The following is a 23,397-nucleotide window of genomic DNA, read 5'->3' as shown; positions in this document are numbered from 1 at the left end:
CCGCCATGCGCCGCACCGCGAGCCTCGTCCTCCTCGCCCTGGCCGTCTTCTTCGCGGCCCTCGCACCCCTGCTGCGCTGGTACGCCTTCCCCCGGCTGGCCAAGATCCCGCCCAGCCAGTACCAGGAAATGGTCCTGGAGGCGAAGCCCGCCACGCTCCTCGACTACACGACCCTCAAGGCCAAGCAGGTCGAGAAGGTCACCATCGTGCAGACCCTCAAGGGCAACGTGGCGGAGTCCGAGAAGATCGAGCGCGACGCCGGACGCGACGTAGTCGTCTGGGACTCGCTCTCCCACGTCGTCGGCCCCGACGGCAAGATGGTCTCCCAGATCCCCGAGCGCTACATCTTCGACGCCCACAGCCAGGCACCCGTGCACGCCACCGGCGAGATGGTCGACGGCGACCCGGTCCGGCGCGAGGGCATCGAGTTCAAGTGGCCCTTCCTCACCGAGAAACGGGACTACGAGTACTTCGACGCCCAGACCCGTACGTCCGCGCCCATCCACTACAAGGGCACCCGGACCTTCCGCGGCCTGGAGGTCTACTACTTCGAGCAGACCATCCCCTGGACCAAGGTCCCCATGCCGAAGAAGATGCCGATCGAGGGCATCACCCCGGAGATCATCGCCCAGTCGGGCATGACCCGCTGGTACAGCACCACCCGCATGTTCTGGGTCGAACCGGTCACCGGCGCGCCGGTCAACGGCGAGGAGATCCACAAGGAGGAGCTGCGCGGCGCCAAGAAGATGGGCATGTCCGAGGACACGGTCACGGCGTTCGCCGGCCACGTGAAGATGCGCGCGGACTACATCGACCACACGGTCGAGCTGGTCTCCGCGAACCGCCTCATGGTCCTGATGCTCGTCTCCTACCTGCCCTGGAGCTTCCTGGTCCTGGGTGCCCTGCTGCTCATCCTCTCCCTCTGGCTGGAGGCCCGCGCCCGCGCCCCGCGCGCCGCCGCCCAGATGCCGACGGCGGAACCGGTCGCGGTGTGAGCCTTGCGACGCCTGAGCTCGTCACGGCCGCCCGATCCGGCTGGCGCCCGATCCGGTGGGCGTTCGAGCTGGTCGGTCTCTGTGCCTGTCGGCGTACGATCCGGGCCGCGGCCGCGCCGGCTGGCGTCCGAGCCCTGCGGCGCCTGGCCCGGGTCGCCGCCTGCCCTGCGGCGCCCGAGCCGGTCGCCGCCCGGCCCCTCAGCGTCGAAGCCGCGCGTTCGTGTGGCGGGTCGGTTCCGCCGTCGCCGGGTCTTCCGGCCAGGGGTGCTTCGGGTAGCGCCCGCGCAGCTCCGCCCGCACCCCGCGGTAGCCGTCCTTCCAGAACGACGCCAGATCGGCGGTCACCGCCGCCGGGCGGCCCGCGGGGGAGAGCAGGTGGACCAGCACCGGTACGCCCGCCACCCGGGGCGTCTCGGCCAGCCCGAACATCTCCTGGAGCTTCACCGCAAGCACCGGCCGCTCACCCTCGTAGTCGACCCGGATCCGCGACCCGCTGGGCACCTCGATCCGCTCAGGCGCCAGCTCGTCCAGCCGCGCCGCCTCGCCCGTCGCCCACGGCAGCAGCCGCGTCAGCGCCGCGCCCGCGTCGATCCGGCCCAGGGCCGCCCGCCGCCGGGCCCGCGACAGCTCGGGCTCCAGCCAGGCGTCGGCGCACTCCAGCAGCGCGTCCGTGGCCATGTCCGGCCACGGCGCGCCCAACTCCCGGTGCAGGAAGGCCAGCCGGTCCCGCAGACCCGAGGCCCCGTCCGTCCACCGCAGCAGCCCGAGCCCTTCGCGCCGGAGCCCCTCCAGGAGCGCCGCCCGTACGAGAGCGGGCGCGGCGTCCCGCAGCGGGCGTACCGCCAGCTCCACCGCCCCGAGCCGCTCCACGGACCGCGCGACCACGTCGCCGGCCTCCCAGTGCACCTCCTCACCGGCCGCCAGTAGATGCGCGGCCGCCACGCGCGCGATGTCCTCGTCGATCACCGCGGCCAGCCGCACCCGCGCGGACGCCGCCTGCCCCGACCGGTCGGCCACGGCGACCGCAAGCCACGGCGCCTGCCGCAGCCCCGACCCGCCGACCAGCTCGGCCCCGGTCCCGGAGGCCATGAGGAAGGCCCCTTCGCCCCGCGCCCGCGCCACCCGCTCAGGAAACGCCAGGGCTGCCACGAACCCGGCGGCCCAGTCGTCCGCCTCCACGCGCGCGTGAACATTGCCCCCGCCGAGCCGAACAGCGCCCCGGTCGTCATCCCCCACGCGCGCGTGCCCGCCCCCAGCCGGGCCCGCGATGCCGCCCGCCCCGCCGAGCCGGGCAGCGCCCCGGTCGTCATCCCCCACGCGCGCGTGCCCGCCTCCGCCGCGGGAGCCGCCCGGCACCTCCCCGACCGCCCGGGCCAGCCGCAGCGCCTCCGTCCGCCAGCGAGAGCCGTACGCGTCGCCGCCCCTGCCGGCCGCGCGCCACGCCGTCGCCAGGTCGTCGCCGTACTCCCTCGGGGGCTCCTCGCTCAGCAGGGCCACCACCTCGGCCGCGCGCCGGGCCCCGACCCGCGGGACACCGTCCACCAGCGCGCGGGCCAGCCGGGGATGGACCCCGAGCCGGGACATCGAGACGCCCCGGTCCGTCACCCGGCCCGACGCGTCCACCGCGCCGATCGCCGTCAGCACCGCGCGGGCCGCCGCCATCGCCCCCGCCGGTGGGGGGTCGAGCAGGGCGAGGCCCGACGCGTCCGGGTCGCCCCAGACCGCCGCCTGCAGGGCGAACGCGGTCAGATCCGCGACCTTGATCTCCGGTGACGGGAACCGCGGCAGCCGCCCGTCCTCCGCCTCGGACCAGCAGCGGTACACCACACCCGGCGCCTCACGCCCGGCCCGGCCCGCCCGCTGCCGGGCGGCCGCGCGGGACGCCCGTACGGTCGTCAGCGCGCTCAGCCCGCGCGCGTGGTCCACCCGCGGCTCACGGGCGAGGCCCGCGTCCACGACGACCCGCACCCCGGGGACGGTCAGCGACGACTCCGCGACCGACGTCGCAAGGACCACCCGCCGACGTGTCCCCGGTGCGAGGACCGCGTCCTGCACCGCCGCCGGGGCCCGCCCGTGCACCTGGAGGACCTCGGCGTCCACCGCGCCGAGCGCGCCCGCGACCCGGGCGATCTCCCCTACACCGGGCAGGAAGCACAGCACGTCGCCGTCGCGCTCGGCCAGCGCCCGCCGCACCACCGACGCCACATGGGACAGCAGCGCCGGATCCACCCGCATCCCGTGCGGCGGCCGTACGGGCGCCGCCGGGGGAGCCCACACCACCTCCACGGGATGCGCCACCCCCTCGGCCTCCACCACCGGCGCGTCCCCGAGGACACGGGCCCAGCCGGCCGCGTCCGTGGTCGCCGAGGCCGCCACCAGCCGCAGCTCCGGCCGCAGGTTCTCCCGTACGTCGAGGACGAACGCCGCGACCGTGTCCGCGTCCAGGTGCCGCTCATGGCATTCGTCGAGGATCACCACATCGGCCCCGGCGAGCTCCGGGTCCCGCTGGAGCCGCTGGAGCAGCACACCGGTGGTGACCACCTCGACGACCGTCCGCGCGGACACCACCCGCTCGCCGCGTACGGTCAGACCGACCCGCTCGCCCACCTTCTCGCCGAGCAGCCACGCCATCCGGCGGGCCGCCGCGCGCGCCGCGATCCGCCGCGGCTCGGCGACCACCACCCTGGCCCCGCCCTCGGCGAGCGCCAGCGGAACGAGCGTCGTCTTGCCCGTGCCGGGCGGCGCGCACAGTACTGCCGCCCCGTGCTCCTCAAGTGCCCGCTCCAGCGCGGGCAGGGCCGTCCGTACCGGAAGGCCCCTCCCCTCCGGACGGATCACGCGCGCTCGCAGACGAAGATCGCCGTCCCCGGGATCAGGTTCCCGCGCAGCGGGGACCAGCCGCCCCACTCCTGGCTGTTCCACGCCGGCCACTCCGGCTCGACCAGATCCACCAGCCGGAAGCCGCCGGCGACCACGTCGCGTACCCGGTCCCCGATCGTCCGGTGGTGCTCGACGTAGACGGCCTCGCCCCGCCCGTTCTGCTCCACATAAGGGGTGCGGTCGAAATAGGAGGCGGCGACGGACAGGCCCTCCGGGCCAGGCTCGTCGGGGAACGCCCAGCGGATCGGATGGGTGACCGAGAAGACCCAGCGGCCCCCTGGCCGCAGCACCCGCCGGACCTCCTGGAAGACCGCCACCGGGTCGGCGACGAACGGCACCGCGCCGTACGCCGAGCAGGCCACGTCGAAGGAGGCCGTACGGAAGGGCAGCGCCCCCGCGTCCGCCTCCACCAGCGGCACGTCCCCGCCGATCCGCAGCGCGTGCTGCAACTGCCGGTGGGAGAGGTCGAGCGCGACCGGGCGGGCCCCCTGGGCGGCCAGCCAGCGCGAGCACTGCGCCGCGCCCGCGCCGATCTCCAGGACGTCCAGCCCCTTCACCTCGCCCAGCAGCCGCGCCTCCGCCTCGTCGAGGCCCTCGGGGCCCCAGACGAAGCGGTCGTCGCCGAGGAAGGCGCCGTGCTCGTTCTGGTACTCGTCGGCGTTCCGGTCCCACCAGCCGCGGCTCGCCCGGGTGCTCTCCGCGTCCCCCGCATCACGCCGCGTCGCTTCCGGTTCGAAGTCTTGGTTCATCCCGCCCGCCGTTGTAGTTTGCGCACAGCGCCGTCGCCTCAAGGGACCCGAGGGGCCCCGAGGGGAGCGGTTCGCCGTGATTCCGCGCGGCCGTCATGGCCTCGCGAAACAATTATTGTGCCGGGTATGTGAGGAACCACCCCGGGTGTGCGCCTTCGCGCATTGACCCTGTCCGGCCGCCCCCGTATGCTAAAGGTTGCGCTGCGGGCCTGCGCGCCTCAGACGTAGCAGGCTGCGCTCGCATCTGTTGTATGTCCCCTCGGTTGTCGAGGCGCCCCCGTTCAGGGAAAGGCGCTTCCTAGGCTGTCCGGCTTCTTCAGCTGCGATCACGGGCTCTCGGCGTAGCAGTACCTACGACTTCAATGTCCGTACCGGAGCCCTTTCCCACATGACGAGCAGCACCGAGACCACCGCCACCACCCCGCAGGTTGCGGTCAACGACATCGGTAACGAGGAAGCCTTCCTCGCCGCGATCGACGAGACGATCAAGTACTTCAACGACGGCGACATCGTCGACGGCGTCATCGTGAAGGTCGACCGGGACGAGGTCCTGCTCGACATCGGTTACAAGACCGAAGGTGTCATCCCGAGCCGCGAGCTCTCGATCAAGCACGACGTCGACCCGAACGAGGTCGTCAAGGTCGGCGACGAGATCGAGGCCCTGGTCCTTCAGAAGGAGGACAAGGAAGGCCGCCTGATCCTCTCGAAGAAGCGCGCCCAGTACGAGCGTGCCTGGGGCACCATCGAGAAGATCAAGGAAGAGGACGGCATCGTCACCGGTACCGTCATCGAGGTCGTCAAGGGTGGTCTCATCCTCGACATCGGCCTCCGTGGCTTCCTGCCGGCGTCCCTCGTCGAGATGCGTCGTGTCCGCGACCTCCAGCCCTACGTGGGCAAGGAGCTCGAGGCCAAGATCATCGAGCTGGACAAGAACCGCAACAACGTGGTCCTGTCCCGCCGCGCCTGGCTGGAGCAGACCCAGTCCGAGGTGCGCCAGACCTTCCTCACGACCCTGCAGAAGGGTCAGGTCCGCTCCGGCGTCGTCTCCTCGATCGTCAACTTCGGTGCCTTCGTGGACCTGGGTGGCGTCGACGGTCTCGTCCACGTCTCCGAGCTGTCCTGGAAGCACATCGACCACCCGTCCGAGGTTGTCGAGGTCGGCCAGGAGGTCACCGTCGAGGTTCTCGACGTCGACATGGACCGCGAGCGTGTCTCCCTGTCGCTGAAGGCGACCCAGGAGGACCCGTGGCAGCAGTTCGCCCGTACGCACCAGATCGGTCAGGTCGTCCCGGGTAAGGTCACCAAGCTGGTTCCGTTCGGTGCGTTCGTCCGCGTGGACGAGGGCATCGAGGGTCTGGTCCACATCTCCGAGCTGGCCGAGCGCCACGTGGAGATCCCGGAGCAGGTCGTCCAGGTCAACGACGAGATCTTCGTCAAGGTCATCGACATCGACCTCGAGCGTCGTCGCATCAGCCTCTCGCTGAAGCAGGCCAACGAGTCCTTCGGTGCCGACCCGGCCTCGGTCGAGTTCGACCCGACCCTGTACGGCATGGCCGCGTCCTACGACGACCAGGGCAACTACATCTACCCCGAGGGCTTCGACCCCGAGACCAACGACTGGCTCGAGGGCTACGAGACCCAGCGCGAGGCCTGGGAGACCCAGTACGCCGAGGCGCAGCAGCGCTTCGAGCAGCACCAGGCTCAGGTCATCAAGTCCCGCGAGGCCGACGAGGCCGCCGCTGCCGAGGGTGGCGCCGCCGCTCCGGCCGGTGCCCCGGCGGGCGTCTCCGGTGGTTCGTACTCCTCGGAGTCGGACGACAACTCCGGCGCCCTGGCGTCGGACGAGGCCCTCGCGGCGCTGCGCGAGAAGCTGGCCGGCGGCCAGAGCTGAACGCTCTGACCACCAGCTGACTGGCTGACGGTCCACCGGGCCCGTTCCCCTTCGGGGGAGCGGGCCCGGTGGCGTCTGCGGCACCCGCGGGCGGAACCGCGGCTGGCGACCTCCCGCCGATTACCGCGAAGTGGGCGGAAGGAAGGTGCCTCCGGGGAATGCTGGTGGCCCGGGACGGCGTTCTTCCCTACGAACACGAGGAGGAGCGGTAATCGTGCTTGACCCCCAGGATTTGTACGCGTGGGACGCCAAGGGCCTGGCCGTCGTCGACCTGGCACTCGCCCAGGAGTCGGCCGGCCTGGTCATGCTGTACCACTTCGACGGCTACATCGACGCCGGCGAGTCCGGCGAGCAGATCGTCAACAACCTGCTGGGAACCCTGCCCCACCAGGTGGTGGCCCGCTTCGACCACGACCGGCTCGTGGACTACCGCGCCCGCCGGCCGCTGCTGACCTTCCGGCGCGACCGCTGGGCCGGATACGAGACCCCGAGCATCGAGGTCCGCATCGTCCAGGACGCCACCGGCGCCCCCTTCCTGCTGCTCTCCGGTCCCGAACCGGACGTGGAGTGGGAGCGTTTCTCGGCCGCCGTCCGCCAGATCGTCGAGCGCCTCGGCGTACGGCTTTCGGTCAACTTCCACGGCATCCCGATGGGCGTCCCCCACACCCGCCCCGTCGGCCTCACCCCGCACGGCAACCGCACCGATCTGATGCCCGGTCACCGCAGCCCCTTCGAAGAGGCGCAAGTTCCCGGAAGCGCCGAGCAGTTGGTCGAGTTCCGGCTGATGGAGGCCGGTCATGACGTCCTCGGCGTCGCCGCGCACGTCCCGCACTACGTGGCCCGCTCGCCGTACCCGGACGCGGCCCTGACCGCCCTTGAGGCGATCACCGCCGCCACCGGACTGGTCCTGCCCGGCGTCGCGCACGCGCTGCGCACGGAGGCCCAGCGCACCCAGACCGAGATCGAGCGGCAGATCGGCGAGGGCGACGAGGAACTGGTCTCCCTGGTCCAGGGCCTTGAGCACCAGTACGACGCGATGGCCGGCGTCGAGACCCGCGGCAGCCTGGTCGCCGAGCCGGTCGAGCTGCCGTCGGCGGACGAACTCGGCCGTGAATTCGAACGCTTCCTCGCCGAGCGGGAGGGTGAGGCGGGCTGATCGGCTAGGCTGCGAGCCGCTGCGCCTCGCTCCACCCGCCGATGCGGGGGCGGTCCGGTGGACCTGACCGGCGGAATCGGCGTCGGCACGTCGCCCCCCGCCGACGCGGGGGCCCGAGCGAGTGGAGGCGCGGCCTTGCTGTCCGTAGGTCTGACCGGCGGAATCGGTGCCGGCAAGAGCGAAGTGTCACGGCTGTTCGTCTCGTACGGAGCCGTGCTGATCGACGCCGACCGGATCGCCCGCGAGGTCGTCGAGCCCGGCACCCCCGGGCTCGCGGCCGTCGTCGAAGCCTTCGGACCGGACATCCTCACGGCCGAAGGCGCCCTGGACCGCCCCAAGCTCGGCGCGATCGTCTTCGCCGACCCCGAACGCCTGGCCGCCCTGAACGCGATCGTCCACCCGCTCGTCGGAGCCCGCTCGGCGGAACTGGCGAGCGCCGCCGGCCCCGGCGACGTGGTCATCCACGACGTACCGCTGCTCACCGAGAACGGCCTGGCACCCCTCTACGACCTGGTCGTGGTCGTGGACGCGTCCTGCGAGACCCAGCTCGACCGGCTCGTACGGCTGCGCGGCATGACCGAGGACGAGGCGCGCTCCCGCATGGCCGCCCAGGCCACCCGGGCGCAGCGGCGGGCCGTCGCGGACGTCCTCATCGACAACGACGGGCCGCTGGAGGCGCTGGAGCCGCAGGTGCGCAAGGTGTGGGAGGACCTGAAGGCCCGGGCGGCCGCCGCGCGGCAGGAATAGCGTCTTCGCGCGGGACGTTGAACGCCCCGAGCCAGGGGAAGGATGGGCCTTGTGACCGAGAGGACCCCCGAGACCCACGTCATCGACTTCCGCGCGGCGGAGCACCTGCTCGCCGCGCGGGATCCGCGTGGCGCGATCAAGCTGCTCGACTCCGTCATCGCCGCCCACCCCGAGAGCCGGGCGGCCCGGCTGCTGCGGGCCCGCGCCTACTTCGCCTCCGCGCAACTGCGCTCGGCGGAACGCGAATTCCAGCACATCGTGGACCACGAACCGGACAACGCCTTCGCCCACTTCGCCCTGGCCCGCACCTTCCAGCGGGCCGGCCGCCCCGACCAGGCCAAGCGCCACTTCAGGCTGGCGGCCGCCCTCGATCCCAAGCCGGAGTATCTGGAGGCGGCGGGTTTTGACGCCGAGGAGTGACGGGCTCGCCGGGCGGTCCGCCGCGACCGCCCCGGTCCGGCTCGTAGGGCGGAATGTCGGGGCCCGGCTGGTAGTGCGGCCCCTGATGGATGTGGCGCAGCACCATCGACATATCGACCGTGGTGATCACCAACAGCACCCCACAGGCCACCGCCCACCCCGGCCGCCCCACAACCGCGAACGCCGCCGTGCCGGCCGCGGCCCACATCAGCCCCCACAGACTCAGCCAGAACCGCACCCGCAGCGGGCTGCGCGCGGTCACCGGCTCACTGCCCGTACGCATGACGCTCGCATCTCCTTCCTACCCGGGGTCTACCCGCGACGGGCGGGGCGACGCGGGCAGGACGAAGGAGATGGGGTCCCTTGGAAGGGGGGCGGCGGGGGCGTGGTCAGTGGACGACGTTGTAGCTGCGCCAGGGTTCGGTGCCCGGGACGATGGTGCCGGAGAGCCGGCTGGGGATGTACGCCGGATCGCGGCCCTTGCAGTCGGGCGTCAGGTACAGCCGGATGTCGTTGAGCGTGAGGTTCTCCACCTTCACCGCCCCGGCCGCGCCCAGCTTGTGGCAGCCCTTGACGTCGGGGCTGGTCACCGTGGTGTGGTGCTCGTCCTCGGTCTCGTACGTGATCGTGCCCACCGCGTTCCGGCCGAGACCGGAGCATCCGGCGGCCGTGACGGACAGGAGCGCGGCCCCGGCGGCGAAAGCGAGCCGCCGCTGAAGGCGGTGACGCCTCGGATCGGACATGGCGAGTCCTCGTCTGTACGGAACGGAAGCGGGCGGTAGCCCTGGGCTGCCTCCAGGCCACCATGCCGCCTGCGGACGCGGGTGTCACGAGGGGATGGGCCGGGCGGGGTACGGACCACGGCGCCGGGTACGACCCGGACGGCGCCCGGTTGGGCGGCTGATCTCGTACGGCGTCCGCTGAACCCGTGAAAGCGCAGGCCAGGGCCGGTTGTCAGACCCCGGGCGTAAGGTCGTGGATCAGTCGGGAATCGCCTCCGGATTCCCGCACAGCCCTGCGACCCTGCGTGGAGGGAGGCGAGACGATGACCGACACCCGGCTGCACACCTACGCCGCCGTCTTCCTCCCCGCCGCGCTCCCGCGCGAGGGCCGTATCGCCTTCTGGTCCCCGGACGGAACGCCACTGCCCGCCCCGCCCCCGGATCCGCCCGGCGGCGCGGCCGCCGCGACGACCGGCCCCGACGGGTCCCCAGGGGCCCTGCCCGCCGCCACCGACCTCACCGTCGTACGGCGGCACGGCGCCGGGGCCCGGAGCCGGAAGGTGCCCGCGCTGGTGATGTCCGTCGGCGACGCGCTCGGGACGCTGGTGGCGGCCAGGCAGCAGGCCGACGCCCACCCCGCCGCGGCCTGCTGGGGCGCCGCCGCCCTGCACGCCTTGCAGCTCGCCGCCCGGGGCAGGCTCCTGCCGGGCCTGACCGCCGACGACCTCGACGCCTGGCGGGCCGGGCCCTTGGACGCCGACGACATCGCCCATCTGCGGGCCGTCGCCGCCGCCATGCCGTACGAGGCGCACGCCACGCCCCTGCCCGGCCTCACCCCGCTTCAGCTGCCCGAGCCGGAGGCGCTCCTGCGGGCCTTCCTCGACGCCGTCGCCGACACCCTGCCGCGGACGCCCGCCGCCGCCGACGCCGTCGGGAAACCGTTCGCCGCCCGCGCCCCCCAGCATCTGCCGCGCGCGCGGGCCTGGGCCGCCGAGGCCGCCGCCGGGATGGACGCCGGGGTGCGCGTCTCGCTCCGCCTCGACCTGTCGGGGTACGAGCTGTTCGACTCCAGCCACGAAGGCGGCCAGGACCGGCAGGCCGCCGCCGCGCTCCTCCAGGTGCACAGCCTGGCCGACCCGACCCTCGTCATCGACGCCGCCGCGCTCTGGGCCGGGCAGGGCGACGAACACTTCGGCCCCCGCGCCCGGATCGACGCCGTGCTCGCCCTGCGCCGCGCCGCCCGGGTCTGGCCGCCCCTCGGCGGCCTCCTGGAGCGCGACGTCCCCGACGTCCTGCCGCTCACCGAGGACGAGCTCTACGAACTCCTCGGCCCGGCGGGCAGCCGGCTCGCCGCGGCCGGGGTCACCGTCCACTGGCCCCGGGACCTGGTCCGCTCGCTCGGTGCCACCGCCGTCGTACGGCCCGCGCCCGGCTCCGCCACCGACGGCACCGCCTTCTTCGACAGCCAGGAACTCCTCCGCTTCAACTGGCAGCTCGCCCTCGACGGAGACCCGCTCACCGAACGCGAGATGGACGCCCTCGCCGAGGCGCACCGGCCCGTCGTACGCCTGCGCGACCAGTGGGTCGTCGTCGACCCCGATCTCGTACGCAAGGCCCGCAAACGCGAACTGGGCCTCCTCGAACCGGTGGACGCCCTCGCCGTCGCCCTCAGTGGCACCGCCGACATCGACGGCGAAACCGTCCCCGCCGTCCCCGTCGGCGCCCTCGCCACCCTGCGCGACCGGCTCACGAAGGGCCCTGGCACCGTCCCCGCGCCGCCCGGCCTGCAGGCCACCCTCCGCGACTACCAGCTGCGCGGCCTCGCCTGGCTGGACCTCATGACCTCGCTCGGGCTCGGCGGCTGCCTCGCCGACGACATGGGCCTCGGCAAGACCGTCACCCTCATCGCCCTCCATCTGCGCCGCGCCCGCAGCGCCCCCACCCTCGTCGTCTGCCCCGCCTCCCTCCTCGGCAACTGGCAGCGGGAGATCACCCGCTTCGCCCCTGGCGTTCCCGTGCGCCGCTTCCACGGCACCGACCGCGCCCTCGACGGCGTGGACGGCGGATTCGTCCTCACCACCTACGGCACGATGCGCACCAGCGCCGAGCAACTGGCCGCCCAGGACTGGGGCATGGTCGTCGCCGACGAGGCACAGCACGTCAAGAACCCGTTCTCCGCCACCGCCAAGGCGCTGCGCACCATCCCCGCCCCCGCGCGGGTGGCGCTCACCGGCACACCCGTCGAGAACAACCTGTCGGAGCTGTGGGCCCTGCTCGACTGGACCACCCCCGGACTCCTCGGCCCGCTCAAGGCCTTCCGCGCCCGCCACGCCCGCGCCGCGGAGAACGGCGAGGACGAGGAAGCCCTCGAACGCCTCGCCCGGCTCGTGCGTCCCTTCCTGCTGCGCCGCCGCAAGTCGGACCCCGGCATCGTCCCCGAGCTCCCGCCCAAGACCGAGTCCGACCAGCCCGTCCCCCTCACCCGCGAACAGGCCTCCCTCTACGAGGCCGTGGTCCGCGAGACGATGGCCCAGATCGAAGGCGCCGAGGGCATCGCCCGCCGCGGCCTGGTCATGAAGCTGCTGACCTCCCTCAAACAGATCTGCAACCATCCCGCCCAGTATCTGAAGGAGTCACCGGCCCGCCTGGCCGGCCGCTCCGGGAAGCTCGCCCTCCTCGACGAACTCCTCGACACGATCCTCGCCGAGGACGGTTCCGTCCTCGTCTTCACGCAGTACGTCACCATGGCCCGGCTCCTCGCCGACCATCTCGCCGCCCGCGCCATCCCCGCCCAGCTCCTGCACGGCGCCACGCCCGTGGCCGAACGGGAGCGACTGGTGGACCGGTTCCAGTCCGGCGAGGTCCCCGTCTTCATCCTCTCCCTGAAGGCCGCCGGCACCGGCCTCAACCTCACCCGGGCCGGCCATGTCGTCCACTACGACCGCTGGTGGAACCCGGCCGTGGAGGAACAGGCCACCGACCGGGCCTACCGCATCGGCCAGACCCAGCCCGTCCAGGTCCACCGCCTCATCGCCGAAGGCACCGTCGAGGACCGCATCGCCGAGATGCTCCAGGCCAAACAAGCCCTTGCCGACGCCGTCCTCGGCTCCGGCGAGGCGGCCCTCACCGAACTCACCGACCGTGAACTGGCCGACCTGGTGTCCCTGAGGAGGCCGTCATGAACCGCTCGCCCCGGCCCCGCGGAGCGGGCGCCAGGCCCGCCCACCTCCACGACGACCGCCGCCGCACCTTCCCCCCGCTCGGCCCGCACCAAGCCATCGACGGGCGCTTCGCCGCCACCTGGTGGGGCAACGCCTGGGTCGAAGCCCTGGAGGACACCGCCCTCGACCCGGCCCGCCTCGCCCGGGGCCGCGCCTACGCCGCCCGCGGCCACGTCGACGCGATCACCGTCACCCCCGGCCGGGTCGTCGCCTACGTCCACGGCACCCGCCCCCGCCCGTACCGCACCGAGATCCGCCTGCGCACCCTCGGCGACGACCAGTGGGAACGCTTCCTCGACACCGCCGCCGCCCGCCCCGACCACATCGCCGCCCTCCTCGACAAGGACGTCCCGCACGCCCTGGCCGCCGTCGCCGATCTGCTGCCGGCCGGCGGCGACCTCGTCCCCGACTGCTCCTGCCCCGACGACGGTTACCCCTGCAAGCACGCCGCCGCCCTCTGCTACCAAGCGGCCAGGCTGCTCGACAAGGACCCCTTCGTCCTCTTCCTGATGCGCGGCCGCGGCGAGCAGGAGATCCTCGCCGACCTCACCCGACGCAACACCGCCCGGTCCGCCGCGGAGGCCGGCGCCGCGGCGCCCACCATGCCCACCGTCCCGGCCCGCGCCGCGCTCACCGCCCGCGCCCCCGCCCCGCTGCCGCCGCCGCTGCCCGTCCCCGCCCAGCCGGGCCGCCCGCCCTCCTACCCGCCGGCCCCCGACGCCCCCGACCCGCTCTCCCTGGAGCTCCTCGCCACCGAAGCGGCCGCCCGCGCCCACACGTTCCTGGCCACCGGCCAGGACCTCGTCGCCACCCTCACCCCCTGGCAGGACGCCGTCCGGCTGGCCGCCGCCCACCCCGGCTCCGGCCTCACCGCCTCCACCCGCGCCCTCTACCGCGACCTCGCCGCCGCCATGGACCGCACCCCCACCGACCTGGCCCGCGCCGTCGCCGCCTGGCGACAGGGCGGCCTCGCCGGGCTCACGGTCCTGGAGGAGATCTGGGACCCGCCCGCGGGCCCCTTCGACCGCGCCCGCCCCGCGCTCCTCGCCGCCGACTACCCCGCCTTCCGCCCCTGGCACAACCACCTGTCCACGAGATCGCTCCAGCTGCGCTACGGCCGCGACGGACTCTGGTACGGCTACGAGTCCGACCTCGACCGCGAGGACTGGTGGCCCCGCGGCACCCCGGACGCCGACCCGGTCGGTGCACTCACCGCACTGCTCTCCCGCTGACCGATAGGCTGGAGCTGTACCGTCGACCGATGTTGAGGGGGCCTTGGTGGAAGCCGAGTTGGTGGCGCTGGCGACAGCGGGTGCGACAGCGCTCGTGCAGCAGATGGTCGGTGACGGCTGGGAGCAGGTGAAGGGCCGCGTCACGGCATTCTTCGCCCGCCGCGCGGGCACCGACCCCGACGCGGTCGGCGAGGAGCTGGATGCCGTACGGGCCGAGCTGCTCACCGCCGACGAGTCCGGCGACGCCCAGGCCGTCTCCGACGCCCAGACCGAGGCCCGCGCCGAATGGCGCGCCCGGATGCGCCGCACCCTCCAGGCCGACCCGCAGGCCGCGGCCGAACTGCGCGCCCTCCTCGACGAGCTGACCCCGCCCGACCCCGGCCGCCAGACCGGCCCGGAGGTCCACAACACCATCAGCGGCGGCGTCCAGCACGGCACGGTGATCCAGACCGGATCGATCGGCAGCCTCAACCTCGGTGCGCACGGCGGCAGCTGAGGCGCCCGGTGCGCAACGACCTCAGCGGCACGGTCCACGGTCCGTCGGTGCAGGCCCAGCACATCGGCAGCGTCACCTTCCAGACCGCCACGCCCGCCCTCGTCCCCGGGGTGCCCGCCCCACGGTTACTCCCGCCCCCCACCCGCCACTTCACCAACCGCGACGCCGAACTGGCCCGCCTCACCACCCTGCTGGCCCCGGAGAGTGACACGGCCGCCCGCGGGCCACACGTCGTCGTCCTGTCAGGGCCGGGCGGCATCGGCAAATCGGCGACCGCGCTGCACTGGGCCGCCACCCTCCAGGACCGCTACGACGACGGCCAGCTCCACGCCGATCTGCGCGGCGACTCGGCCGCCACCGCGCTCAAGAGCCTGCGCAGCAGCGCGGCCGACCGGCCCGGCGCGGAGGTGGTCTGGGCGGCCGCCCACGCGTAACGCCCCGGCGCGAACTCTTCGATGACCGCGTCCAGTTGCCCCCGCAGCGGTGCGTACGGCCGCAGGTGGCGGCCGCCCGTCCCAGCGCGGCGACCGGGGAGGCCGGATCGAGATCCTGCTGCGGAAACGCCCCGAGCAGGACGGGTACGCCCAGTGCGGCGGCGTAGAACGTCACGGATCCGTGGTCGCCGATGACACAGTCGGCGGCGGCGAGCGCCTGCCGCCAGGGCCCCAGCGGGTCGACGAGGGTGAGCCCGGCGCGCTCGGCGCGCCTGAGCCAGCCGCGGACCTGCCGCGGGCCGTGGCCGTACCAGATGTTGGGGTGGAGCACCGCGCACAGGCGGTACTCGTCCACGGGCAGTGTCGAGGTCAACTCGCCGATCAGCCAGGGGAGTACGTCGGAGCCGAGCAGTGAGCGGGGGCCCCAGGTGGAGTTGACGACGAGCAGCCGCTGCCCGTCGGCGACACCGAAGGCGCGGCGCAGCTCGCGGCGGCGGGGCCGCAGGGCGAGCATCCGGTCGAAGCAGGGGGCCCCGGCGAGTACGGCGGTCGCGGCGGCCTCGGGGCAGGACTGCCGGAGGCGTTCGAGCTGCTCGGGGTGGGAGAGGACGGTCGCGGAGGCCAGCGGCCGGCCCTCATGGAGCAGCCACTCGGGCGCCAGCCCGAACACGGGCGCCGCACCGGAACCTGGGCTGGAAGGTGCCCGGCTCCCGGCTCCCGACGTCGCGAGCCTCTTATTGTACCCAGCGCCGTGCGACAGTACGGCCAACTTCCCCTGGAATGCGCGTAGTTCACCGCCGTAACTGGCGGAGATCGCCAGGTCCACCGGCATCGCCCGGGCCTGTTCCCACGGCACCACGGGCAGCTCGGCCGCCGCCAGGACCTCCGGCACCCCGGCCAGGAACGGGGACGAGCCCGTGCAGGTCGCCAGGCACTGCACCCCCGGCTCGTCGTCGAAGAGCGGCAGTACGTCCAGCAGCCGGGTTGCCGAGGTGACGTTGTGCACGACGAACAGGACCGTGCGCAGCCCCTGCCGGGTCGTCCAGCGCGCTGCGTCCGGACCCACCGGCACCCGCAGCCACTCCTGCCCCGTCGCGCCGCGCGCCCCGGCCGTCCCCATCGGTCACCCCCTGGCCGCGCCACCCTACAATCGCGCGGCCCACCTCCTCAGCAGCCGGAAGTCCGCCTCCCTCAGCCCTTGCCGGGGGTGGATCCGCAGCAGCAGCGCAGGCGCGTCGTGATGGGCCGCCACATGGTCCGTGTCCAGGTCCGTGATCATGTCGTCGACCCAGGCGAACGGCCTGCCCTCCGCCCACCGCAGCAGCGGGCGGGTCTTCCAGTAGAGGCCGTCGGGGTCCTCGGCGAAGAGATCGGGCCATTCGATGACGGGCAGATCGGCCGGGAGGCCGATCGCCGGCGAGATCAACGCGTTCGCCTCGTGCATCCATGTGGTCGCCCAGGCCAGTTCGAAGGGGAGCGCCCTCAGCCGGGCGCCGTGGCCGGGGTGCAGTACGACCCTCAGGCCCCGCCGGTGGCGGCGAGAGCCCGGGGTCTGGCGGGCGAGCCAGTCGGAGGGCCGGAGGCGGTGGGTGGTGTATCCGCGCAGCCGGGGCAGCCGCGCGGCGTACGGATTGAGGGGGCCGTCGACGTCGAGGAGGAGGAGCGGACGGTCAGTCATGGAGAGGCGATACCCAGCCAAACCGTTGATCGCTCCGGCTGGCCGGAAGTTGGTGGGTGATCCGGTACGTTCGAGGACATACGCGCCCGAACGGGTGAAAGGCTGAGCGGTCATAACCAGCGTCGCCCAGCGGCGTTATTTCCGGTGCGGGCGGGTGCCCGTGGAAGAAATCCGGAAGGCAGGAAGCCATGAGGCACATTCGCCGAAGTGGTCTGGCCACAGTGTTGGTCACGGGCGGCGCACTCGCTCTGTCCGCGGGATATGTGCACGCCGATTCCCACGCGGCGGGCGTCGCGGAGAACTCGCCGGGCGTGGGCTCCGGCAACGGCGTGCAGTTGCCCGTGCACGTCCCGGTCAATGTCTGCGGTAACACGGTCAATGTCGGCGGCCTGCTGAATCCGGCCTTCGGCAACCGCTGCGCCAACAAGGGCGGCGGCTCCCACAAGGACCTGCCCGGTACGCCGCGCGGCGCCGACGGCCACAACGGCCACGGCGGCGGCCACCACGGCGGCAGCGGGAACCACGGCGGTCACGGGAACGGCGGTCACGGTGACCACGGCGGTCACGGGAACGGCGGTCACGGGAACGGCGGTCACGGGAACGGCGGTCACGGTGACCACGGCGGTCACGGGAACCACGGCGGCCCCGGCGGCGGCTCCCACACCGGTTCGGGCAGCCACAACCACGGCGGGGCCGGCGCCGACGCGGTCACGGCGGACTCTCCCGGCCTGGTGTCCGGCAACGGCATCCAGCTCCCGATCGACCTGCCGGTCAACATCAGCGGCAACTCCGTCAACGTCGTCGGCATCGGTAACCCCGTCTTCGGCAACAGCTCCACCAACGACTCCGTGGCGCCGCCGCACGTGACCCCGGTCCAGCCGGGCAAGCCCGTCACGCCGGCCAAGCCCGCGCCGGGCCCGCAGAAGGAGCGGCCCACCGAGACCAAGCCGCAGACCAGCCCGGTCGCCCTCGCCGACACCGGTGCGGACGTCGCCGGAATCGCCGTACCGGCCAGCGCGGCGCTGCTCCTCGGCGGCGCGCTGCTCTACCGCCGCTTCCGCGCGTCGGGCGACGCCTCCTGACGCGAGCCACCCCGACGCGCCGTCACGCCTGCGGTACGACGGCCGCGCCGGCAGGGCTCGCAGCCGCGTAGCCACACCGGACGGCCCGTCCCGACGACGGCCACCGTCCTGAAGCGCGGGCGCCTGCCCCGAGAGCCGCCTGACGAGGCCCTCATGGCACGCGCCTCGCGCCACCACCCTCCCGTCTCAGTGCCGCCAGGCCCGGAGCACCACCTCGATCGCGGGTGCAACCCTCGTCCGGGCCTGGTGGCGGGGGACCCCTTGCATCAGCAGGGCGTCGTACTCGGTGTCCACATGCCGTACGGCCGCCCGCACCGCGGCCCCGACCGCCCCCGCGTCCAGCGCCCGGCCCGCGGCCGAGCGCCCCACCCGGCCGCTGCCCCGCGCCGACGCGTGCGCCGCGATCTCGTCCGCCCGCACGGGCGGACAGCCCGGAAAGAGCCGCAGGATCTCGGCCCGGAACGCCGCCGTGAACCGTGCGTCCTGCGCCGCCCGCCGGGCCGCGTCCCGCTCCCGCCGCCGCGCCCGCGCGTCCGCGTCGGCCAGACAGGCGGCCTCCGCCACGACCAGCGCGGCCTCCTCGACCAGCAGGCCCTGCCGCTCGTAGCGTGTACGCCGCTTGTTGTGCCGCACCACCACCGCCCACAGCCCACTGGCCTCGCGGGCCCGGCGGGTGAGTGCGGCGTCACCGCGCGGCAGATAGACCAGATGACCGAGGTCGGCGCAGTCCAGGCAGTACGTGCGGTGGAACTCCATCACGATCATCGACAGCGGGCCCGTACGGCACTCGCTGCACCAACGGCCCTTGAGCGGCTGGACGACCAGCGGCGGTTCGGCGGCCATCTCAGCGCACGCTCGGCGCCGCGGCCTCGAGGAACTCCTCCAGCGCCTGCCGCGCCTGCGCGGAGCGGCGCGCCCGGTCCTCCCCGTCCCTCGCCTCGTGCATGCAGTTGGTCACCTCGAAGGCGGCGTCCGCCAGTTCCCGGGCGCGGGTGTCGTCGCTCACCAGCTGCACCCGGAACAGCGCCTGCCGCGCCGCAGTCCGCAGCCGGTACGACTCGAAGCGGGACTCCTCGGCCTCGGGAGTGTGGCGTCCCGCGTCCATCGCCCGGAACCAGCGGTCGTTCTGGCTGCGGCGGTATTCGATGACGGCGCCGGCGAAGGCGCTGTAGGTGGAGATGCGTTCCTGGCGCAGTTGCTCGTCCCGGGCGAGGGCGGCCACGCGCTCGGTGGACCGGGCCTGGAAGAAGTGGGTGATGACCGCGCCGAGGAGGGTGCCCAGCACCGCGATCAGGGCCGTGTCCATCGTTCTCGCTCCTCGCGACACTCAGGAAGTGGACCGGGAACTCACCCCGGAGAAAATCATTCGATCTGACAGTTCGTACTGGCTAGATTCTCGGTCATGGCGAAGCTCAATCAGATCATCGCGGTCGAGAAGGGCGTCAAGTCCAAGGCGCATCAGGACCTGACGACGGCTCATCATGGGTTGCAGAAGCCCGCGTTGCTGGCCGGCCTCTCCCGTACGTACCAGCCGAAGGACGAGGAGGGCGAGCAGCTGCCGCCCGAGTCGACGCTCGTCCAGGTCAAGGCCGAGGACGTGCTGCGGGACACGGCGAAGACCCTGACCCGGCTGTTCGATGTGACCGCCACCAAGGACTGGGCGAACTGCGACGCCCGCGCGGACGTCACGGTCGACGGCCGTGTCCTGGTCGGCCAGGTGCCCGTCGCGTATCTCCTCTTCCTGGAGAAGCAGTTGGCGGACATCAACGCCTTCATCCGCAAGCTGCCGGTGCTGGACGCCGCCGAGTCGTGGACGCAGGACCCGTCGACGGACGCGTGGAAGACCGAGCCCGTACGGACCCTGCGGACGAAGAAGGTGCCCCGCAACCACGTGAAGGCGGAGGCGACCGACAAGCACCCGGCGCAGGTCGAGGTGTATTACGAGGACGTGCCGGTCGGCTACTGGACGACGGTGAAGTTCTCCGGCGCGCTGCCCGCCCGGCGGGTCAACGAGCTCCTCGACCGGGTCGAGAAGCTCCAGCAGGCCGTGAAGTTCGCCCGCGAGGAGGCGAACGGCGTGGAGGTCACCGACCAGCGGGTGGGTGACGCCGTGTTCGGCTACCTCTTCGGGTAGCCCCATCATCTCCCCGGCCGCCGGAGTGCGGCCGGGGTGCGCGAGGAGCGCAAAGCTGAAGCTGAAGCTTGTCGTGAATACGCGGCCCTTCTGACAGGGGTCGCGTTCAAACTCAGACTATTGCTCCAGACTCAGCATTCGCCGCTCATCGCCGGACGACCGGGCCCGGGCCCGAAACGTCGAGTTGCCGGTTCAACTCCGGCCCGCGGAGCTCGATCTGCGGTGGTCTAAAGGTAGGACGCGACGTCATCATGCTGACCCGGACTCTTCACCGCGCCGGCGTGTGAATGTGAGCGGCATCCAAAGGGCTCGGGGGTTGGCTACGCCCCCGGGCCCGCTCCCGTCTCCGCTCCTGTTTTTCCGCTCCCGCTACTGCCGGTATCCGCTCAGGAAGCGGCCGATGCGGCTGATCGCCGCGTCGAGATCGTCGGCGTACGGAAGCGTCAGGATGCGGAAGTGGTCGGGACGCGGCCAGTTGAAGCCGGTGCCCTGGACGACCTGGATCTTCTCGCGCAGGAGCAGGTCCAGGACGAACTTCTCGTCGTCGTGGATCTTGTGCACCTTGGGGTCGAGGCGCGGGAAGGCGTACAGCGCGCCCTTGGGCTTCACACACGAGACGCCGGGGATCTCGTTGAGCTTCTCCCACGCGCGGTCGCGCTGCTCGTAGAGCCTGCCGCCGGGCGCGGTCAGCTCGCCGATGGACTGGCGGCCGCCGAGCGCGGCCTGAATGGCGTACTGCGCGGGCGCGTTGGGGCACAGCCGCATGGAGGCGAGCATCGTGAGCCCCTCCAGGTAGTTACGGGCGTGCTGCTTGGGGCCCGTGACGACGAGCCAGCCGGAGCGGAAGCCGGCGACGCGGTACGTCTTCGACAGGCCGGAGAAGGTGAGGACGACCAGATCCGGGGCGAGGGCGGCGGCCGAGTGGTGGACGGCGTCGTCGTAGACGATCTGGTCGTAGATCTCGTCGGCGAAGACCATCAGCTGGTGGCGGCGGGCGAGGTCGAGGATGCCTTCGACGATCTCGCGCGGATAGACCGCGCCCGTGGGGTTGTTGGGGTTGATGATGACGACCGCCTTGGTGCGGTCGGTGATCTTCGCGGCCATGTCGTCGAGGTCCGGGTACCACTCGGCGGACTCGTCGCACAGATAGTGCACGGCCTTGCCGCCGGCGAGCGTGGTGACGGCGGTCCACAGCGGGAAGTCGGGCGCGGGGATGAGGACTTCGTCCCCGTCCTCCAGGAGCGCCTGTACGGCCATGGAGACCAGCTCGGAGACGCCGTTGCCGAGGAAGACGTCGTCGACGTCGACATCCGGGACACCGAGGGCCTGGTAGCGCTGGGCGACGGCGCGCCGGGCGGAGAGGATGCCGCGCGAGTCGGTGTAGCCGTGGGCCTGCGGAAGCATCCGGATCATGTCCTGGACGATCTCCTCGGGCGCCTCGAAGCCGAAGAGCGCGGGATTGCCGGTGTTGAGGCGCAGCACGCTGTGACCCGCCTCCTCCAGCGCGTTGGCGTGCTCGATCACCGGGCCGCGGATCTCGTAGCAGACCTCGCTGAGCTTGCTCGACTGCCGGAACTCCATGCGCGACGACCTCCCAGATGATGTGTTGCTTGGTTTTACCAAGCTCACGCTTGGAAAGTCCAACAACTTGTCTAGACTCCACGCATGCCACGTCAGCCGTCACGCCGCCGAAGCTACGACCAGTACTGCGCCGCCGCCCGCGCCCTCGACGCCGTGGGCGACCGCTGGACCCTGCTGATCGTCCGCGAACTCCTCGCGGGCCCGCGCCGCTACACCGACCTGCACGCGGACCTGCCCGGCGTCAGTACGGACGTGCTTGCCTCCCGGCTCAAGGACATGGAGCGCGACGAACTGGCCACCCGGCGCAGGCTCCCGCCGCCCTCTCCGGCGTACGTCTACGAACTCACCGACCGGGGGCGTCAGTTGATGCCGGTGCTGCGGGCGCTCTCCGGCTGGGGAGCGACGGGCCTCGACAGCCCTCGCCCCACCGACGCCGTACGCGCCCACTGGTTCGCCATCCCGCTGCTGCGGGCGCTGGACGCGGTCGCGGGGGAGGGGGAGATCGGGATCGCCCTGGACGAGGGCGAGTTCCACGTACGGCTCGGGCCGGACGGCCCCTCGTACGGCGACGGGCCCGCGCCCGCCCCGGACGCCCGGCTCCGGATGGACGCCCCGACGTGCCTGGCCGTCGGGCGCGGGGAGGTCTCCGTGGGGGAGGGCGTGCGTACGGGCCGCATCGAGCTGTCCGGGACCGGCCCGCTCGCCGCGGAGCTCGCTCAACTCGACTGAAGCCTTGAAGCCTTGAGGCCTTGAAGCTCCTGGCAGCTCAGGACGCCGATCGCACCGGCTCCGCAGGCTCCGCGAGCGCCGCGAGCTCCTCGGGATCGCCTGCCGCGTGCAGCGCCGCCGCCAGCCGGTCCCTGGCCTCCGTCTGCGCGGCGATCCGCGCGTCCAGCACCGCCAGGCGCCGGCGCGCGATACCGAGCCCGACGGCGGACGGCGGCGCCACGGTCATGTCCCCGTCCAGGCAGACCCGGAACGCCGTCACGTCCTCCAGGGTGAGCCCGGCCTCCAGGAGATACCGGATGTTCCGCACGCGGACGACGGCGCCCGCGTCGTACACGCGGTAGCCGTTGTCCGCCCGGGCCGACGTGATCAGCCCCGCCTGCTCGTAGTGGCGCAGGGCGCGGGCCGTCGTGCCCGTCACCTGGGCCAGTTCACCGATGAGCAACGCCGCCACCTCCGGCGGCCAGTAGATCATGCGACCAGCGCGCCCCCGTCCACGGACAGGACCGTCCCCGTCACGAACGACGCCTGCGGATCGGCGAGCATCCCGATCGCCCAGGCGACCTCCTCCGGCCGCCCGATCCGCCCCAGCGGGGTGTGCGCCAGCTGCCACTCCCGTACGGCCGCGAGCTCCTCGGGCGTCAGCCCCCGGTGCTCGCCGATCGGGGTGTCCACCGCGCCCGGGGCGACCGCCACCACCCGCACACCGCGCGGCGCGAGCTCCAGGGCCCAGCTGCGGGTGAGCGTCTCCACGGCGCTCTTGGTCGCCGGATACACGGAGTTGCCCGGCCAGCCGCGCTGCCCGACCGCCGTGCTCACATTGACGACCACCCCGCCGGAGGCCTCAAGGGCGGGCAGCGCGGCCTGGGTGAGCAGGACCGGTGCGACGACGTTCGTGGCGAGGAGGGCGTGGACGGTCTCCCGGTCGAGGGTGCCGAGCGGGCCGCCGGTGGCGATACCGGCGTTGTTGACGAGGACGTCGAGCCGGCCGTGGGCGTCGAGGACCTGGCGTACGAGCCCCTCGGGGTCCTCGGTGACATCGGCGACCAGCGGCCGGATCAGCTCCTCGCCGTCCGCGGTCCGCGCCAGCGGCTCCGCGCGGCGCCCCACTGCGACGACGGTCGCGCCCCGCGCGGCGAAGAGGCGGGCGGTGGCCCGGCCGATACCGGTACCGGCTCCGGTGACGACGACAACCCTGCTCGAAACGGTGTGGTTCGTGTTCATGGACGGAATCCTCGAACCCTGCCGCCAAT

The 23,397-nt window shown here is 72.9% G+C and carries 21 protein-coding genes and 2 pseudogenes; 12 read left to right on the top strand and 11 right to left on the bottom strand.

Annotation, left to right across the window (positions count from 1 at the left end; all coding sequences use genetic code 11):
• Positions 1–5: 5 nt before the first annotated feature.
• Positions 6–995: a cell envelope lipid trafficking protein PgfA gene (pgfA, locus tag ACZ7LT_RS00970; RefSeq protein ID WP_471232593.1), complete on the top strand. Its 990-nt coding sequence runs from the start codon at positions 6–8 to the stop codon at positions 993–995.
• 198 nt (positions 996–1,193) lie between these two features.
• Here pgfA and ACZ7LT_RS00965 read toward each other — a convergent pair whose 3' ends face one another.
• Positions 1,194–3,833, bottom strand: coding sequence for an ATP-dependent RNA helicase (locus ACZ7LT_RS00965; RefSeq protein ID WP_471232591.1), 2,640 nt, complete (start codon positions 3,831–3,833; stop codon positions 1,194–1,196).
• A complete protein-coding gene (locus tag ACZ7LT_RS00960) occupies positions 3,830–4,624 on the bottom strand; it encodes a class I SAM-dependent methyltransferase (RefSeq protein WP_471232589.1) in 795 nt (264 codons plus the stop codon). The genes ACZ7LT_RS00965 and ACZ7LT_RS00960 overlap by 4 nt, the downstream gene beginning before the upstream one ends.
• 388 nt (positions 4,625–5,012) lie before the next feature.
• On the opposite strand from ACZ7LT_RS00960, the gene rpsA reads away from it, so the two are divergent.
• The 4 genes from rpsA to ACZ7LT_RS00940 all read left to right on the top strand — a co-directional run bounded on the left by rpsA (position 5,013) and on the right by ACZ7LT_RS00940 (position 8,838).
• Entirely contained in the window at positions 5,013–6,515 is a 1,503-nt protein-coding gene (rpsA, locus tag ACZ7LT_RS00955) for a 30S ribosomal protein S1 (RefSeq protein WP_019885395.1), read from the top strand.
• A 214-nt stretch (positions 6,516–6,729) separates the two neighbouring features.
• Entirely contained in the window at positions 6,730–7,671 is a 942-nt protein-coding gene (locus ACZ7LT_RS00950) for a PAC2 family protein (RefSeq protein WP_471232588.1), read from the top strand.
• 135 nt (positions 7,672–7,806) lie between these two features.
• Positions 7,807–8,418, top strand: coding sequence for a dephospho-CoA kinase (gene coaE / locus ACZ7LT_RS00945; RefSeq protein WP_471232587.1), 612 nt, complete (start codon positions 7,807–7,809; stop codon positions 8,416–8,418).
• 51 nt (positions 8,419–8,469) lie between these two features.
• Entirely contained in the window at positions 8,470–8,838 is a 369-nt protein-coding gene (locus tag ACZ7LT_RS00940) for a tetratricopeptide repeat protein (protein WP_471232585.1), read from the top strand.
• A 37-nt stretch (positions 8,839–8,875) separates the two neighbouring features.
• Here the strand turns inward: ACZ7LT_RS00940 and ACZ7LT_RS00935 are convergent.
• A pseudogene (locus ACZ7LT_RS00935) lies at positions 8,876–9,121 on the bottom strand (DUF6343 family protein); the annotation flags it as partial.
• 106 nt (positions 9,122–9,227) lie between these two features.
• Positions 9,228–9,581: a hypothetical protein gene (locus ACZ7LT_RS00930; protein ID WP_471232583.1), complete on the bottom strand. Its 354-nt coding sequence runs from the start codon at positions 9,579–9,581 to the stop codon at positions 9,228–9,230.
• 302 nt (positions 9,582–9,883) lie between these two features.
• On the opposite strand from ACZ7LT_RS00930, the gene ACZ7LT_RS00925 reads away from it, so the two are divergent.
• From ACZ7LT_RS00925 to ACZ7LT_RS00910, 4 genes are read left to right on the top strand one after another with little or no spacing between them, the layout of a single operon-like run.
• Positions 9,884–12,742, top strand: coding sequence for a DEAD/DEAH box helicase (locus ACZ7LT_RS00925; RefSeq protein WP_471232582.1), 2,859 nt, complete (start codon positions 9,884–9,886; stop codon positions 12,740–12,742).
• Positions 12,739–14,013 (top strand): SWIM zinc finger family protein, encoded by a 1,275-nt coding sequence (locus ACZ7LT_RS00920; protein ID WP_471232581.1) that lies wholly within the window; start codon positions 12,739–12,741, stop codon positions 14,011–14,013. Before ACZ7LT_RS00925 ends, ACZ7LT_RS00920 begins: the two co-directional genes overlap by 4 nt.
• A 46-nt stretch (positions 14,014–14,059) precedes the next feature.
• Positions 14,060–14,509 carry a hypothetical protein gene (locus ACZ7LT_RS00915; RefSeq protein WP_471232579.1) on the top strand — a complete coding sequence of 150 codons (450 nt, stop codon included), beginning with the start codon at positions 14,060–14,062 and terminating at the stop codon, positions 14,507–14,509.
• Positions 14,510–14,517: 8 nt separating this feature from the next.
• Positions 14,518–14,943 (top strand): hypothetical protein, encoded by a 426-nt coding sequence (locus tag ACZ7LT_RS00910; RefSeq protein WP_471232577.1) that lies wholly within the window; start codon positions 14,518–14,520, stop codon positions 14,941–14,943.
• Here the strand turns inward: ACZ7LT_RS00910 and ACZ7LT_RS00905 are convergent.
• Positions 14,877–16,063 (bottom strand): annotated as a pseudogene (locus tag ACZ7LT_RS00905) (hypothetical protein); the annotation flags it as partial. The gene ACZ7LT_RS00910 and the pseudogene ACZ7LT_RS00905 overlap by 67 nt on opposite strands.
• Positions 16,064–16,087: 24 nt before the next feature.
• Entirely contained in the window at positions 16,088–16,621 is a 534-nt protein-coding gene (locus tag ACZ7LT_RS00900) for an HAD domain-containing protein (protein WP_471232576.1), read from the bottom strand.
• 188 nt (positions 16,622–16,809) lie between these two features.
• On the opposite strand from ACZ7LT_RS00900, the gene ACZ7LT_RS00895 reads away from it, so the two are divergent.
• On the top strand, positions 16,810–17,703 hold the full coding sequence (locus ACZ7LT_RS00895; protein WP_471232574.1) for a chaplin: 894 nt from the start codon (positions 16,810–16,812) through the stop codon (positions 17,701–17,703).
• Between the two features lie 186 nt (positions 17,704–17,889).
• Here the strand turns inward: ACZ7LT_RS00895 and ACZ7LT_RS00890 are convergent, their stop codons facing one another.
• On the bottom strand, positions 17,890–18,546 hold the full coding sequence (locus tag ACZ7LT_RS00890; RefSeq protein ID WP_471232573.1) for a DUF2293 domain-containing protein: 657 nt from the start codon (positions 18,544–18,546) through the stop codon (positions 17,890–17,892).
• A gap of 1 nt (position 18,547) precedes the next feature.
• Positions 18,548–19,009, bottom strand: coding sequence for a hypothetical protein (locus ACZ7LT_RS00885; protein WP_471232571.1), 462 nt, complete (start codon positions 19,007–19,009; stop codon positions 18,548–18,550).
• A 96-nt stretch (positions 19,010–19,105) separates the two neighbouring features.
• Between ACZ7LT_RS00885 and ACZ7LT_RS00880 the strand changes: the two genes are divergently transcribed.
• Positions 19,106–19,837: a DUF7873 family protein gene (locus tag ACZ7LT_RS00880; RefSeq protein WP_471232569.1), complete on the top strand. Its 732-nt coding sequence runs from the start codon at positions 19,106–19,108 to the stop codon at positions 19,835–19,837.
• A 369-nt stretch (positions 19,838–20,206) separates the two neighbouring features.
• Here the strand turns inward: ACZ7LT_RS00880 and ACZ7LT_RS00875 are convergent, their stop codons facing one another.
• A complete protein-coding gene (locus ACZ7LT_RS00875) occupies positions 20,207–21,418 on the bottom strand; it encodes a pyridoxal phosphate-dependent aminotransferase (RefSeq protein ID WP_471232567.1) in 1,212 nt (403 codons plus the stop codon).
• A gap of 84 nt (positions 21,419–21,502) precedes the next feature.
• Here ACZ7LT_RS00875 and ACZ7LT_RS00870 point away from each other — a divergent pair, with 84 nt between their 5' ends.
• A complete protein-coding gene (locus tag ACZ7LT_RS00870; protein ID WP_471232565.1) occupies positions 21,503–22,147 on the top strand; it encodes a winged helix-turn-helix transcriptional regulator in 645 nt (214 codons plus the stop codon).
• A 37-nt stretch (positions 22,148–22,184) separates the two neighbouring features.
• Here ACZ7LT_RS00870 and ACZ7LT_RS00865 read toward each other — a convergent pair whose 3' ends face one another.
• Complete coding sequence (locus ACZ7LT_RS00865; protein ID WP_471232564.1) at positions 22,185–22,619, bottom strand: MerR family transcriptional regulator; 435 nt, start codon at positions 22,617–22,619, stop codon at positions 22,185–22,187.
• On the bottom strand, positions 22,616–23,368 hold the full coding sequence (locus tag ACZ7LT_RS00860) for an SDR family NAD(P)-dependent oxidoreductase (RefSeq protein WP_471232562.1): 753 nt from the start codon (positions 23,366–23,368) through the stop codon (positions 22,616–22,618). The genes ACZ7LT_RS00865 and ACZ7LT_RS00860 overlap by 4 nt, the downstream gene beginning before the upstream one ends.
• Positions 23,369–23,397: the final 29 nt, after the last annotated feature.

This window comes from Streptomyces sp. NPDC039465 (genome assembly GCF_055639315.1).
This window is presented reverse-complemented; position numbering and strand designations above follow the sequence as displayed.